This is a genomic window from Parabacteroides sp. ASF519, from assembly GCF_000364265.2.
Lineage (GTDB): Bacteria > Bacteroidota > Bacteroidia > Bacteroidales > Tannerellaceae > Parabacteroides > Parabacteroides goldsteinii.
Map to the genome: position 1 here is coordinate 244,033 of NZ_AQFV02000006.1, position 17,236 is coordinate 261,268.

Below are 17,236 nucleotides of genomic sequence, written 5' to 3' on the forward strand. Positions count from 1 at the left end.
TTAATTAGATGGTACAAATATAAAGAAAAGAATCTATTTCAGAACCTTGTCTATCCACGGCAACACCCATTCCTCCTTAAAATAATGATTCTTCGGGTCGACGTTTACCAAGTTGAAATAGGTATCCCTATCAATACCTTCAGGTACTTGTTCTATTTGTTTTCGGTCTTTTGGGTCAACAAATTTCTTATAATGATAATATGTAAAGTGATCCGGTTTGCCTGAAATCTCATAGGCTTTCCGGATCAAGTCAAAATCACGGTCGAGTCCTCCTTCCGTACAAATAACCGGACGAGGGGCCAGGGCGGCAACCAGATCGGGAAAGTCAAACTGAGTTAAAAAACCGGGAATTAAATGTTCAATAGAATTAGGAAAAAGACGGATACCTTTAGGATCAGGCTTTGTCATGACAAGAATCCTTTCTAGCGTACGACACAAAAAATCATTATAAACAAAAGCATAAATAGAAGGGTCCAAAGTTCCCAAAACCATCAAAGGTTCAGTTCCCAAAGAGAAACCAGAGACAATAAGCCGATCTTTATTCACAAAGTCCAGCTCTTTCATCCAACTCAGGACATTCCAATCCTGATAAGCAGTAAGTCCCAGATAACTCCATCCCATTTCCAATAAAATTCGGGATGTATTCAAATAGTCAAAATGACCGTTATCCGAGAGTTCGGCACATGAGGGATTATCCACTGCAACTGCTACCAGGCCTCTTTTTACATAATGTAAAGCCATTGCTCCCTTCTTTACTGGTTCGACAGGAAATGAGGTCAATTCATAATCCCCTTCGGTTTCACCAGCCAGCCCTTCTTTGCTACCGCCAAATCCTGGAATGCAAAGCACGGCAGGAGCTTTATGGCCGGGATCGACGCCATCCGGAATTAACACCAAATAAGGAACAACACTGCCCGGCAACGGATAAGATTCCCATTTCTCAACCCGGTAACCATCCCGCTGAACCGTTTTGATACAAACCGGAGCAGGTAAATCCGCTATCTCCGGAAAATGCATCAACTCTTTCATTGCTGTACGCAGACCGGATTGCCATTCTTTAAACTCAGCAGGTGTAAAGGATGGATCAAAGGCATAAGCCGGTTTCATTTGTTTCAGCATATACTGAACTGTTCCTCTTGTACTCTGAAAACGCCCGTCCTGACGATCGGTGGTTATTTGAGCTTGTCCTACGACCGGTATAATAAACAACAAGGCTAAGAATAGATTTATAAGTTTATTCATGATGATTATTAGTTTAGATTGTTAACTGATCTACTTTGGGAATACAAAGTACGCTTTTTTTAAGTTTGGCAGCAAAACAATATGCCAGTTTAACTTTTTTCAGAATCTTTTGCACGGAATGAAAATCCGTTATTATCAAACACAAAAAAGCTCCGATACCCCTAAAGGATACCGAAGCCTTTTTATGTCAAGAGTTTTTTAATGTACCAAATCGAAATCAGTCATCAAGCCATAATCCATCATCTGATATTCAGAACCTGGAATCTGTTTGTCTATGTTTTTCCAATGCCACGGGGAAGCCAGGCCCGGGGCCGGATGACGATAATGCGGACCTAACAGGTTCTTATGGCTACCGATCACCCGGACATCTACTTTATTTTTACCCTCTTTCAGATAAGGGGTTATATCCAGACGATACGGATCATAAGCGATTATTCCGGCTTTCTGATCATTCACATACACTTCAGCCAAAGTACCTTTCCAGTCATTCAACTGAACGGCATACGGGGTTGAAAGAGATTTCACCTCATATTCTTTGGAATAGCTTACTCCCCAGGAATAGAACGGTTGTTTCTGTGCCTTCCAACTACCTAACGTAAGATTCTCAACCGGAGCACTGATGCTCCATCCTGTTTGTTCAGGAATAACAGCAAAATCACCCACTATATAAACCGGCTCTATCTCTGCAAAAATACTCATCGGACTCACACTCAGTTCTACGGTATTTATTCCTGTTGTCACCTGGCCGCCTATCGAATAGACGCCAAAGGAGCGGTCCAGCCACCATTCTCCCGGTATCGGTTTCACCTGTTCGCCGTTGATTTTAACAGTAAACAATTCGGGACGTTCCGCTACCAGTTTCATGTTTGAATAATCGAACTTGTCATTTACTTTAAAGCGGTAAGTCGTTGTGAAACCTCCGGTTTTAAACGTATCCCGGTCTAAAATATTTCGTTTATACTGTACCGAAGTATTCCAGGGATTGCCATTCGTAAAACCATATTCGCGGAAAGCGATATCGGCAGCCTGCGCAAAATAGACATTCTTTGTTGTTTTCCCGTTTACACTCACATCACAGAAATCGACATTCAATGCATTATCCTTCAAACGGGTAACCTGAACCGGACTAATAGCCTGAACCGGGGTAGAGCCGGCAACAGCCGGTATTTCCGGATAAGATTTCAGCGAACCTTTCGAACTATATAACAATAAACTTCCAGCCGGTTCCAAATGGAACTTCATTGTCAATTTGCCATCCGCCTTTGTCGATGGGTACGTATAAATATTTCCACTCATGGCATCCATTTGCACTGCCGATTTCCCGTTAACGGTAACCGTACCGTCTACAGCCTCATCCATGGAAGAATTAACCAGGAACAATAATTCCCCGTCGGTAAACTGACGACGTTGATGGTATAAGTTACCTCCGCTAAATGAGAACCGGCAGTCTGCATTCGAAAATGTGTCCCGGATAACCTCGTTCGTCAACCGGGGAACAGACGTTACAGACTGACCGCCAAGCAAAGTCTTCCAGGCTGTATTTTCTGCTCCGTCAACCAACGTCGGAGAAGAAAAAGTTATCACACGGCCACCCTGTTGCACAAAATTCTGCAATAAATCAAATGTCGGTTTGTTCAATGTCTCCATCATCGGAGGTAATACAACGGTCGTATAAGCGACCTTACCTACAACGAACTTGCCATCGGCAACAACCCCATGATCTTTTATGATATTCTCAGAACCAAGGTCATATTCTACCTGACCTTTTTCCAGAGTCGTTATAAAGTCCTGGAAAGCCTGGCCTACTTCCATCAGTTTCGGGCTACTCTTGGTATGTGAATAATAACTCCATAAAGTTGCATTCGGCTCTATGACCAATATATCATTCTGCTGGATACCTTTACTCATCAACAATGACAGGCGGGCAAAATAATCATTCTGCGATTTATAATCGGCCCACCAGGGTGAATGATAAGTAAATACCGGCGGATAGTCGTATTTACGGGCACCGGTCAGTGTCATATGTGCCAGATGCTGGTTCATAAAGTTCACACCCAGGACATATTCCCAATCACCAAGCCGTTTGAAATCCTTGAAAGTTTCATCCCAGCCTCCGCCACCATATGTTTCACTCAATGTACGGGAATATCCCATCTGGTTAGCCACACTACGCAGCTCTTTTACCGAACGGACATTACCAAACTGTGCGACAGGACTTTTCTCATCAAACTGATTGAACAGCATATCAATCGCCGGCGTCTGATGCCAGGCATACATAGCCATATTATCCGGTCCGTCATTCATGTAAGGCCAACCATGTTCCCAATAATGGCCGGTCCATTCCAGCTTGTTTTCCTCGCAATACTGGTGGAAAGGCTTTGACCAACGGTCGATAAACAACTGCAACAAAGTCTCCATATAGTTATGGCGTACCTTCTTCCAATCTCCTGTTTCTTCCTCCAGCAACGGTAATAACGGTTTCAGGTCATATCCCCACTTCTGCTGAAAGACTTCAAATAAATCCGGTGTCCATCGTAATCCGCCCGGACTGCTGATGTTCGGTTCATCAGAAAAGATACCTTTGATAGATGAGCCGAAATCCTCTTTGAACTTTTTCTCATATCCATTCTTCATCGTTACTTCCAGAAACTTTTCCGTTACTCCCGGAACCAACAGGTCTACATATGAATAACCTCCGTACCAGTCAGACTTACCCATATAAGTTTTCTTATACAGGTAATATTCTCCTTTAGTTCCTTTATAGTCAGCTATTTGGTCTGTAATATCTTTCCAGGCATCGTTTTCCTTTTTTAAACACATGTAATAAGGGGCTGTATCCTCCGGCAGTAATTCGGCCTTTGTCAAAGCCAATCCCTGACCCTGATTATAAGACTCAGGCATTTCCTGTGGCACATGCCCACCGGCAAATCCGCTTGGATAGGAGTTCTCATCATAAATCCAGACATTCATACCTATCTCTTTTCCGAACTCTACCGCATGTTTATAAAGAGAGAACCATTCATCTCCCAGATATTCTGTAATCATACCCGGACGGGGATGAATGAAAAGACCTCCGAAACCAGCCTCTTTCAGCTCGCGCATCGTACGCTCTACTTCGGCCTCGGTCACTTTACTGTTCCAGACTGCCAGCGGGGCACTTCTAAAATCGGCAGACGGATCCTTAAAATCCTTTTCTATAGTGGCAAAAGAATCCTGGGTTTGCACGCTGGTATCCTGACAGCTAACCAGACCAAATGATAGGGCACTTCCTGCAATAACACCGGATAAGTATTTTACAATGTTTTGTGCTTTCATATACTTAAAGATTTATTAGTTTGTACAAAAGAATAGATTAAACCTTTCTTCTAAATTATAAAATTGACAATTTAGTTGATAAAAATGATATTTCACTACTGCCTGTCATTCCTACAGAGCACATGTAATCCGATAATTCCCTGATTGCATTTCCAACTGATCCAATTTGTCCGACTTTACATCATTAATCGAAACACTTTTGGCTTTGACAGGTAACAAAACCGTAGCTTTACAGCCAACAGGAATACTCAGATCCAGGGTAAAAGATACGTCTGTCTTTTCCCATTTTACTTCTAACATTCCGAAAGGCGTTTCTTTCGCTGCGTTCACCCATGAAATACCTTTTACCAGTTGAGGCTGAATAAATACATGCTTGTATCCCGGATTCGCTTCGTCTGGGTTGATACCTCCCAAAGCCTGGTAAAACCAGGAGCCGATACCGTTATAACAGTTGTGGATATGGCTACGCTCTCCGTTCCAGTGCTCCCAGGTCGTAGTCGCTCCATTATCCAGCATATACAAATAGCCCGGATACTCTCTCTTCTTCAACATTCCATAGATAAAATCGGCCTGTTTATTCTTTACAGCCCATTCGGTTATTACAGGAATCCCCACCAGCCCTGTTGCCAGATGTCCGTTAAAACGGTCTTTCGTAACACGATACAGGGTATTTCTGACATCAGACTGTTCATCTTCCGGTGTTGCACTGACCAGCATCGGATAGATTAAATCGATCTGCGTACCTGTAGCATAACTCTTCTGACCGGAATCATAAAACGTTTTATGGATAAGCGCATTCAGATCTTTATATTTAGCCGCATACGCCTGTTTATCCTGTTCCTTTCCCAATACATTCGCTATCTTACACATCGTTTGATAGCAAACCGATATATAGCAATTATCTACGACATCTACCGATAAAGGATTTGTCTGGTCGATCCCGGTCGGAGTAGCCCAATCACCTAGATACCAATTTCGGTAATCGGTGTTCGGCCATGTTTTCAGCAGACCGTTCACGGTATATTTATCCACATACTCCAGCCATTTTTGCATATAAGGATAATAACGTTCTATCAAACGACTGTCTCCATAATTTACATAAGTAGCCCAGGAAGCTGTAATGATAAATCCGCACCAGTACGGACCTCCTCCTGCCATATAAGGATTAGGGGCCGTATGAGGCATACCTCCGTCTTCTCTCATGCAATCCGCCCATGCCTGCATCCAGTTCATGTATAAAGGAGTAAGGTTATACATTGTCTGAACGGTCTGCGTCGAAGCATTCCCGTCGCCACCATACCCCAATCGTTCGATCTGGGGGCAGTCTACCATATAACCGCCTAACGTCAAACAACGAAGTGTATAGTGGATCATATCGTGAATTGCATTTAAGTCTTCATCCGAACAACTAAAAGAGGCACTTCCGTTATAATCCGTATGAACTAGGCAAGCTGTTATATCGGTTAGGGCCGGAGCCTCACTCAGATTCGTCAGTTTCAGATACCGATAGGCCTGGTAATTGAACTTATTAACGAAGCTCTCCCCTGCTTTACCGGAAGCGATATAATAATCTTCATAAAGTCTGTCTCTGAACTGCCCCTCTTCGTTCAAAAAATCACAATAGCTAATCCGTATCTTCTGACCGGAAGCCAATGCCGGAAACTTAATTTTCGTCCATCCCGTAAAGTTTGTTCCCATATCGAAGATCCAGGCTGTGTCACCGGATGCCTGGCACGATACCGGATGGAACTCTTTCTGAATCCGGTTTAACTCAGCCATTTGCGGTGTAGCCTTATGGACCGGTATCGAAGCTACTTTTACTTTTTCCCATTCAACGCTGTTCAATGTAGAAGCAGTTAAATCCGGAAGCAGTTCGGAAGCCGTTACAACCTCACCGCCAAACTGATGCGGCCTCCAGTTTCCAGCCGAGACATAACCGCTTTTACGAGCCAGCCAGGAATCGTCCGTAACCAGAACCGTAGTCCAATCTCCTTCGTCTCTGCTTTCCAGTTGGGCGCGGACAAACGGACCACCTTCCACTACACCCGGAAGTCCGTCGCGGTACCAGCCTTTACCTAACCAGAAAACAATCTCATTACTACCTTTCCGGACAAGTTCGGAAATATCATAAGTCACGATCAGGGAACGTTTATCGAACTGAGAAACAGCTGGCGTCAATACAGCATCGCCGACATGTTTTCCATTGACATATACCTCATGGTAACCCAACGAATTCACATGGAGCAACATCTTTTCTCCAAGTGTATTACATTGGAATGTTTTCCGGAATAGCGGCGATTCCATTTGACCTTCGGCCTGGTTCATGCCGATATATCGGGCAGTCCAATCTTCCGGATGCAGCAATCCCACTCCAAAACAAGCAGGTTCACTCCATGCGGACACATTCCCTTCTCCGTCCCAGACACGCACTTTCCAATAAGAAAAGCTCCTGGAACTTAAAGGACTTCCCTGGTATAAAATCCCATTGGATTTATCTGACTCCATCTTTCCCGAATTCCACAGGTCTGCTTTTCCTTCCGACAAATACTTTTTATCCGAAGCGACCAGTATCTGATAAGCTGTTTGTTCGGCACCTTGTTCCTTTGAATTTAACACCCAACTGAAGTGAGGAGAAGTATTGTCGATTCCCAACGGCTCATTTAGGTTTTCACACTGCAAACCATCGACCTCCAACGACGAACGGGTACTGCACGAAACGACTAACAGCGAGATAAATGCAAATAATACTTTTAAATAAATGCCTTTCATATCCGTAATTATTTATTTACCTCAAACTTATAAGTTCCTGCAATCAATTCTTTAAGAGTATTCTCTCCTTCCAGATGTAATGTAGCCGTTGTACCGGGAGGCACAGTTACTTTATAAATAACTTTATCACCCACTCTTTCCCAGGCTGATTTTATCAACCCGTAAGGAGAATTATAAGAAGCTTTTACATAGGTCAGTTCTTCTACAAAATGAGGCTTCAGGATCACATTCTTAAAACCAGGGTTCTGCGGATCGACATTAATCCCCGCCAAGGCCTTATAGAACCATGCACCGATCTCACCATACATTATGTGATTCTGCGAATATCCCCAGGCAAGGCCATTATAATCCCAGTTCTCGTAAAGAGTTGTCGCTCCCTGGCGTAACCAGTTTCCCCATGAAGGATAATCCTGCTGGGTCACCATACGGTAAGCCTGTTCTACATTTCCCGTCTCCGTCAATGCATTAAGGATCGTTTTACATCCCATAATACCCACATCCAAATGATCTTTGTCCGCTTTTACCCGTTTGGTCAACTGTTCTGCAACCTTTTCTTTACAGTCTTCCGGGACTATACCCCAATATAAAGGCATACTAAGCTCCGTCTGATAGCCGTTGGCATAAATACCGGTTTCCCTATTCAGGAACTTCTCATTGATCGCATTCTTTATTTTTTCAGCCGCTGCCTTATAATACTCATAATCTTTCTCAAAACCGAACAATTTGGCCGTACGGGAAACGATGTCTGCATTTTTGTAATGATAAATAGAAGCTGTCAGTTCCTTATCTGCAACCGACTTATGAGGGACCCAGTCACCCAGACAGTAATCTCCGATCAACCCTTCCGGATACTTATTCAGCCAATAATCCGCATGCATCTTCATTGCTTCATAATTATCTTTCAAGCAAGTCGGATCACCGTAAAACTCATACAGGGTCCAGGGAATAATGGTCATCGAGCAAGTCCAGTCAGCGATATCGCCTCCCCAACCTCCGGAAGGAATGATACAACGCAGCCTGCCTCCGTCATACATATTATCCCGATGGTCTGCCATCCATTTTTCATATAAGGTAATTGCATCAAAACTATACAAACCCGTTTCAATAGCCAGATGGGCGTCACCCGTCCAGCCATTTTTCTCACGATGAGGACAATCGGTCGGATATCCGACCAGATTCGATAAATAAGAATAATTCGTAGCCCTCAGCAATCTGTTGATCAACGTATCTGAACATTCGAAAGATCCGTTTGCCGGTGAATCCGTATGAATAAAATGAGATGTTATATTTTCTGTCGTCAGATGCAGAGGCTTATCCGAGGAGACTTCCACATATTGGAATCCCTTATAATTAAAACGGGGTGTAAATTCGTTTTCCTTACCGTCCAATATCAACACATCCGTCTGGAACAATTCATCTTCAGGGTGAACCCCATATTTCAACGGCTCGTTTACATTTTGATAAAACTGGGTATTATTATCATCAAACAATCGTTTCCTGCGGGAATCCAGTTGTTCTCCATGACGTATTTTCACTTTTGTTCCGGGCGCACCCTTCGCCTTAAACGTCGTCACACCTGACCAGTTTTGCCCAAAGTCGTACAAGTAAAGCGTATCATTCAACTTTTTCAGATCAACAGGCTTGCAATATTCCGTAGCACGAATCGGATGCATGGTCTGCGATGTTATATTTGCACCCGGCCAAACAACTTCCGTTGCGTTTTTCCAGGAAGAATCATCATAAGAAACCGTATTCCAACCCGGCAGTTCTTTCCTGAAATCATAATTTTCAGCTACATAAATAGCATTGAATGTAATGGGACCGCCTTTCACCTTGAAACTTTCATCGGATGCCAGAATTTCTTTTGTCCCGTCCGTATATGTTATATGCAAATTCAGGCAGAAAGAAGGACGCTTACGCCATGGAGCTTTATCAAAGGACCATTCAGCAACCGGCTGATGGTTATACCAGCCATTTCCGAGAATTACCCCCACGGCATTATCTCCTTTACTCAAAAGATCGGTGACATCATACGTAACATACAATAACCGCTTGTCATAATCGGTAAAAGCCGGATCTAAAAAATGGTCACCGACCTTCTGCCCGTTAATGGATAGTTCATATAATCCGGCTGCCACTATGTACGCCCTTGCCGATTGGACGTTCTTGTCTAATCGAATAGCTTTCCGGAAATAGGGAGTCTCACGGGACTCTATATCTTGTCCATCTGAAATAAATGTTCCCTCCCAGTTTGAAGGCGTCAACATACCTGTTTCAAAAGAAGAAATTACTTTCCGGGATTCCTGCTTGTCTTTGTCCCAAACAGTAACACTCCAATAATATTTCGTAAAAGGCTCCAGGGCTTTCCCTTTATAACCTGCCATCGTTTTTCCGTCTGCCTTTTTCTCCTGCCACAAGATCTTCTTTCCTTTGGACAAAGCGACAGAATCTTTTCCTACAGTGATCCTGTAGGCGGTTTGAACGGCTCCGCCCCTGCTATCTTCCAGATGCCACGAAAAACGCGGAGCCTGGCGGTCGATACCTAACGGAGCAACCAGATGCTCGCATTTCAAATCTGTAGGCACACACTCTCCGGCTTTCTCCTGCGCCTCTAGTCCACAGATGTTTACAGAACATAAAAACACAATAACCATCCCTCTAATAATCTTATCCTTTTTCATCTCCTAATGAATTTAGTTAACAAATTATTCTTTGTCATGCAAAGATACGTATCAAGTATATTTCAAATGAAGTTCGTATTTTTCCAGACCTTCCACCTTATATACTTTGATTCCATTTTTCTCAGTCCGTAAGAACGGTAGTTTGATTTCTTCCCGTGCATCCAGCCATAATTCGACAGACACTGTATCCGGGATCCTCAACCGAAGGGTCCGTTTCCCTTTCTTTCCCTGCGAATAAAAATGTACTGCCCCTTTTGCTGTGTATACATCAAAATCTACTTTCTCCAAACTACCGGGCTGCGGCTCTATCTTTATTTTACCAGATCCTCCCTCTATCGGATAAATACCGGCTATCCCCTGGCTGAGCGCAATCAAAGGATACATGGCGCAATGACTCCACTGAGAGCCTTCATCCGGATAAGCAGTCCAAAACTCCTGTAATGTGTTATTTTCCCAAACAGAGCTCATTCGTCCCCATTTCGTTCTCAAGTCAGACAGAACGGATTCAATCTTCCTGTATTTAACCAATGCCCACAGACGCCACACGGCATTACACGGGTATGATATCCCCAACTCTGCAGGAGTCTGTTCCAATATTTCCAATGACTTATCTATAGAATTACCCGGGCACAGATCATAGATCAATGCCGTAGACAAAGAACGGTCACAATAACGTATCTCTCCTTCTTCCTTTATCCAGGGTAGATTATTCACATAAACTTTTCGTTCCTCATCCCAAAACTTACGGATACATCCCTGAAGTATCCTATTGCCATAAGCTTCAATCCTGTCAGCCTCTTCCTTATCTCCAAACAAACGGCACAAAGGAGCCAAAGCATTCCTGCACATTGCTATAATATAAAGATTTAACGCCAATTGTTTATGGCTGTTCTTTTTATATGCCTCATGATCGATGTAAACCGAACACATTCCTAAGTTTTCTGCCGGCACCAATTGCTCTTCTTCATTTGTCAGCGAACAGAGAAAAACAAAAAACTTAAGAAGTCTCGGATAGACTTCTTCCAATCCCTTTAAATCACCGGTATACATGTAATAATGATAAGCATCGAAACAAAATCCGATACTATGATCCAGAATAGGGCCCCAACCGGTCAATTGCATCTGCCGTTCCATCGTACGTGCCAACCGATCCCAGGCAGGCCAACTATCCATAAAGTATCCGTCTATGGAAGATCCCTGGCTAAATGTATTTATATACCGGAAAGGAAGCAAACAATCTCCCATTGTCTGAAAAACAGCATGTAACTGATGGCTACCATCTCCGCTGTATTGTTGCCTTTCCCGTGCCATTCCATCGACCAATGTTTCCTGAGCACAGTTGTATAATGTATTTACTGCAGCATTCACAACCTTTTGAATAGTATCGTCTGCTATAAATATAGCAGGTTCTTTTTGCCAGGGATATATTCTACGGCGCATACCGACCGAAGAGATCCTGACCGGACGATTAAAGTTACGAATATGTAACTGAAGCCATCTGAAACTCTCGAAATCAAATGTTTCAAATGTATTAACCCCTTCTTTACAAACAAACCGGGTCCAGGAGTTAAAATGAGAATTTATAATAGCAGGACCTCCGAGCCGATGTGCTTCATGTACCAACAATTCCACAACAGTTCCTTCCGGAGCGTCAATAGTAAAATAAGGCCACCCGACACCTTGTTCACTAAAAGAAAAGGTCAGTGCTGCTGCATTGTTTCCATTCGGCTCCACCAGCCACTCATCTCCGGACTGCCTGACAACCGGCTGATGTATAACATCGAAAGCATCACTGACCAACATATCAAAATAATCTTCCACCGGTCTCTTCCAATGAATCCACATGGATTCTTCCAGTTTGGGCCGGGTCACCGAATATTCCCGCATCAAAGGAATACTCCTCCGACGTATCTCCGACACGTTTTTATCTCCGGATATCTCCCAGGCATATTCCGAGACTCCGTTACAGACAGACGGATGACATCCGTCATCACTCACAACCAATGCTTTTACCCAGTCCGCATTCTGGATAAAGTCAGGCGTATCCCATCCATACGGATAAAGTCGGGCATCGAAAGTCTCCTGTAAAGAACGCAGAAACCATCGTTTGTATTTTCCAGGCTGCCAACTGCGGGATAAATAGCTGAACCACGAGTCATCCGTCAGTATTTTTTGCCCATCGATATCCAGATTCAGGATAAATCCGGGCTTTCCCATCGGAGAAGTTCCATCACCGGTTCCAAAATAACAGACTTCGACGGCTATTGTATTTTTTCCTTCGACTAAATATCCAGCCAGATCCAGCGGATCGGCTTCCTGCCAGCGGGGATCAGACGGAGCAGGTCCCCATTGCACTCTTTTCCCATTCACAAACAAACGATATCTGCTGTCCGCCAGTATCCATCCATCCGCTTTCAACGGTTTTTCTTTCAGTATGACATCTTTCCGGAATAAAATAAAAGTGTTTTGCAGTGTCCGGCCGGCCGGATACCAGATCCATTTCGCAGGAGACAGATTCAAAGCTCCATTCCGGTCTTCCTTCGCAAAGGAAGACATACTCACGAAAAATAAAAGTGTTATAAATAATACCTTATGAATTGTCATACTACAAAATCATTTTATCCGGATGAAACAAATATCTACAACTTATCTAACTTTTATAAAAGGACTATAAACACATGAGAATCTACTCACTCTATAATCCGCGCAATATATTAACCGGACCAAGTAAACCAGCGTCAGTCAGCGGGGTACTTCCCCTCAACATATCGAAACGGAAAACATCATGTGTTTTTGTAAAACGCTTCTCTACCGGCAATTTCCAGTCTCCAATCACCCGGTTCGCCCATAGATTGACAATATCAATCTCCAAAACATTTCCTGTATCCTTTATACAATCCGTAATATCGACACGCCAGGGAGAGCACCACAAAACACCCAGTTCTTTACCATTTAAACGAACAGCCGCCACATGCTTAACATCACCCAAATCGAGGGCAAGCCTTTCACCTGCATGAGAAAACTTTTTCTGCACATTCCCCATGTCAAATACCTTCCGATAAGTTGCTTTACCCGAATAATACTTAATCCCTTCCTCCTGACTATCAATCCAGTTAGAAAGCTTATCAAAACGTACTTCACCGGGACCACCCCAGTCTTTATCAAATAAAACATGCCATGAGTCGCTTAGCTCTTTGATCTTCTCATATTTCAAGAAATTAGGAATTCCTTTGCCGGAACTGTTCTTAGATATAGATTTGCGGAATACAATAAAACAAGAGCCATACGGCGCCAACTCCAACGACAAACCGGTAAGTCCGTCCTTCTGCTCAAAAGAACCCGCCTCTTTCATCTCACCCGTTACCGGATCCCATATCTCCGGTTGTTTTCCGGTAACTCGAAAGGAAAAGTCTCCGACTTCGGTGCTTCCTGTACGATTAATCACAAAATAAATCTCGGACTGTCCATCCACCCGATGGATATAATCGAACTTTTCAGGCTCACGTGTCTGACCCGCATAAGAAAAATCAGGTTGTATTCCATCCGCAAGCAAAACTTCACGTGCAGTCTTCCCCCAGATGATACGTCCTTTACCAAACTTCCGTTCCGTACGAGTTTTCCCATCCAGGTCACCCCAAATTTCTGCGGCAATCTTCCGTACCTCTCTGTCACAATCCGGATACCCGTTCAGTTCTGCCGACCTTTTAGGAGGTGCCCCAACTACAGTAGCCCCATCCCTAATCAATTGCCGAAGTTTCTTGATTACTGGCAGAGACATGGCATCCGAAGGATCGGATAAAACCTTCAACTGCTGATAATGCCCTACTGCCTCACATATCTCTTCTACAGGAGAAACACAATTCTGAAGATATAAAAGACGATAACTCATACCATCAGGTAATACGATCCTTCCATCTTTGACGGACATACGTGTCAGTAGTACTTCTGCATTCGTATAATCACAGTCATAGCCTACCCCGAGAGTCGGCACAACATATTTAGGTGGAACCAGTACCGGCGGTCGTTCACCTAAAAAGAAACAGACATCGCCCACAAACTTACCCTGCTGCAATAAAGACTGACAACGAGACAAATAAGAAAAAAAGGCAGAAGACTGCTCCCACCAAGTTATGTTAGGAGTAAAATGCTGACCGGCACAAAATTCAAACCCGGGCTTCCCATCTTCCGGAGGCTGACAAGTTGCCTGATGTAACATAAAACGGTTTATACCTTCACAAAAAGCATCATTTGCATAGGGTTTTAAATCATAGGGGCCCAATGACCAATGTGTACGATCCTGTTCCATCTGTGTGAAAGCTTCCGCCTGCGCTTCACGCCGGCCATATATATGTGCAGCCGAAGCTGTTTGTTTCAAATTAAGTCTGGCACTTTTACGAGAATTCATTCCGTCTTCAGGTAATTTGTAATGTACCCAGAATTCGCCTGCCGGAATATCACAACGCCCCAAGTTTTTTAGTGCATCCTGGGGAGGTGTATCATTCGGTCCTCCAGCCTCATTACCTACATCCATACCATTTTCATGACATAATTCATAGAAATGTCCATAAAAATTCTCTGCGACACAATCTTGTATCGTTCTGTCAAAATCATCCCGGAAACGAGCCGAAAATACAGAATCATTCACTGTATATCCTGCCAATATAGCCATATATGGCTTTAAATCATATCCTCGGAAACGCCGGAATTGTTCCGGGAAGTCCTGAGTCCATGTAAGTTTTCCGCATTCCCAGCTATCTGACCACAAATAAGCCAATTTACCGCCGGCCTGCCGGGTCTCTTCGATAACCAATTTACCTAGATGGTCAAAATGATCATCCAAAGCAACCGTACTCAAATAATCTATTTCGTATCCGTCTCCTCCTTCAAATGTATCGCCTTTAGGATATGCATGCCATTTACTCCAGGGATGTCCTGTCAATGTATATCCCGTTCGTAAAATGAGCCAGTCGCCTTCCGGAATATCCCAATGCAATCTCCCGTCAGAACTTATACAGTCCGTGATATCTATAGCAGTTTCCGGATGCACTGTTTTAGTTTGGCGTTCTATTTTAAATGCCTGAACCCATACATCATGGTAATAATTATCGACAGTTTCAGGTTGAGGAAATTCTTTAGAAAACGTTACAGGTCCGGTAACGATCTGTTCACTCTGAACTACTTTCTTCATCGCTTTATCCGGCGTAACCCAAGGTCCCATCATGGTCCAGCCTCCCGCCAGGTTAAATCCTATTTCAATATTCAATCGTTTAGCTTCCCGGATTGCATGCCGGTAAAGGGCACGCCATTCAGGCCCCAGCCATTCAACACCTAATAATGCCTCTTTTCCGGCATATCCACCTGTACATATCAGATTAACGCCACTGATCCCTTTTGCTTTAAACTCTTCCAGGTCACGGGTAATAGAACCTTTATTTACACGATTATAGAGCCACCACCAATAGACCCTTGGCTTTGCACGATCCGGTGGTGAGACAAACAAGTCACTAAGATCGCCTACTCGCTGACCTACAACCGAATTGCAGCAGAGAAATATGACCAGTAAAAAGAAGATAGACTTTAATCCAGTATGTTTCATGGTATTTTTCTAATAAAAATATTAACAAAACAAGGAGATTGTTATAAAGAACAATCTCCTCACTACTATCTATTTATCAATATCCCGGATTCTGTTCCAGCAAATAATTGATCTGTCTTTCTCTTAACGGGAAAGCGAATACCAAACGGTTTCCCGTTACCTCAAATGCAGAAGGAAGAATCCACTGATACTTTGCCTTCATCGTCTTTCCAAATTCGGTCATTGTTTCTATGGCTTTACCCGTACGAATTAAATCTGTCCAACGATGGTTTTCAAAGGCCAGTTCATGGCGCATTTCATCAGCTACATCCTCTGCAGTAACGCTGGTCAGCGGCTCCAATCCGGCACGGGTTCTTACCTCATTAACATAAGGTAAAGCCTCTGCATTTCGATTCTGCGCTACCAAGTTTTCTGCCAGTAACAACAAAGCACCTGCATAACGGTAAACCGGGAAGTTATCTCCTGCACGCCCAGCATACTGATAAGGAGGGTGATAATACTTCCGGATGAAGTAGTAGAAATTTTTACCAGTTGTCGGAGTAAAATCCGATACCGTCTTGACTTCTTCGCAAGTAAACTGTTCAGCGTCATCTGTCTTACCTTCTGCTACAGCAATGGAAGCATCCAAACGCTTGTCACCCGGTTCATAAGACTGAATCATCTCTTCCGTAGGAACGCACCAGCCACCGCTTGTACCTGCATAGTTCGAAAAAGTGATACCCATCAGGAAGTCATTATTACTACATTTCGGAATCAAACGCCAAGGAATATCATTATGTACGCCTGCATTAGAGCCATCTTCGATGTACTGTATTTCAAAAATAGATTCTTTCGAGTTCTTATTGGCAGGATTAAATACAGCTTCATAACTGTCCAAAAGACCGTAATTCATCTGTGTGATATCTTTCAAATCCTGTTCAGCAGCTTTGTAATCACGAGTAGGCTGTGACATATAACAATAAGCACGCAGCATTTTAGCAGCTCCCATCGTTACCCGGCCACTCTGCGGGAAAGTACTTGCAACCGGCAATCCCAAAGATATTGCTTCCGAAACATCTGTAAGTACTTGTTTATAAACATCTTCTGCCGGAGATTTAGCAGCAAAAGCTTCTGCTTCGGTAGTAACCTCTTGCAACATAAGAGGAACACCGCCCCAATGCTGTACCAAATCGAAATAATAGAAGGCTCTCAGGAACAAAGCTTCTGCTTTTACCGTTTTCTTTTCTTCTTCCGTCAATTCGGAAGCATCCAGTCTACCCAAAATCGTATTTACCTTGGCAATACTAGAATAAACGCCTTTATAACGGTCCGGACTCCAACCGACAGTTTCGTCATCTAAAAACAAAGCTAGTTTTTCAGTCGAGTTATAAGGACCTCTATCACCGCTATAGTAGGTATAGAATGTATTATCTGAACGCATCTCATCCATAAATATACCACTCAAGGCGATATTTCTCAAACCTGTATACGAAGCAACTGTAGCTTGTTCAAAATGATCTGCAGTTTTATAAAATGTTTCCGTCGTAATAGTTGTCTCAGGAGTCAGATTCAAGAAAGAGTCACTGCAAGAAGAAAGAGACAACACACTTGCCGCAAAAATATATATATTTAACTTTTTCATATTCTAATGCTC

Annotated in this window: 7 protein-coding genes; all 7 read right to left on the reverse strand. The window is 43.3% G+C overall.

The features are described 5' to 3' along the window. Positions 1-33: 33 nt before the first annotated feature. A complete protein-coding gene (locus C825_RS01310) occupies positions 34-1,242 on the reverse strand; it encodes an alpha/beta hydrolase family protein (protein WP_010801092.1) in 1,209 nt (402 codons plus the stop codon). Positions 1,243-1,440: 198 nt separating this feature from the next. Continuing rightward, positions 1,441-4,557, reverse strand: coding sequence for a glycosyl hydrolase (locus C825_RS01315; RefSeq protein ID WP_010801093.1), 3,117 nt, complete (start codon positions 4,555-4,557; stop codon positions 1,441-1,443). A gap of 111 nt (positions 4,558-4,668) precedes the next feature. Further along, positions 4,669-7,326, reverse strand: a complete 2,658-nt coding sequence (locus C825_RS01320; RefSeq protein ID WP_010801094.1) for a family 78 glycoside hydrolase catalytic domain — start codon at positions 7,324-7,326, stop codon at positions 4,669-4,671. An 8-nt stretch (positions 7,327-7,334) separates the two neighbouring features. Further along, the gene (locus tag C825_RS01325; RefSeq protein ID WP_010801095.1) at positions 7,335-10,007 is read right to left on the reverse strand and encodes a glycoside hydrolase family 78 protein; all 2,673 of its coding nucleotides are present in this window, start codon (positions 10,005-10,007) and stop codon (positions 7,335-7,337) included. 51 nt (positions 10,008-10,058) lie between these two features. Then, entirely contained in the window at positions 10,059-12,611 is a 2,553-nt protein-coding gene (locus C825_RS01330; RefSeq protein WP_010801096.1) for an alpha-L-rhamnosidase-related protein, read from the reverse strand. Between the two features lie 91 nt (positions 12,612-12,702). Continuing rightward, on the reverse strand, positions 12,703-15,603 hold the full coding sequence (locus C825_RS01335) for a glycosyl hydrolase (RefSeq protein ID WP_010801097.1): 2,901 nt from the start codon (positions 15,601-15,603) through the stop codon (positions 12,703-12,705). Positions 15,604-15,679: 76 nt separating this feature from the next. Further along, entirely contained in the window at positions 15,680-17,224 is a 1,545-nt protein-coding gene (locus C825_RS01340; protein WP_009860367.1) for a RagB/SusD family nutrient uptake outer membrane protein, read from the reverse strand. Positions 17,225-17,236 lie beyond the last annotated feature (12 nt).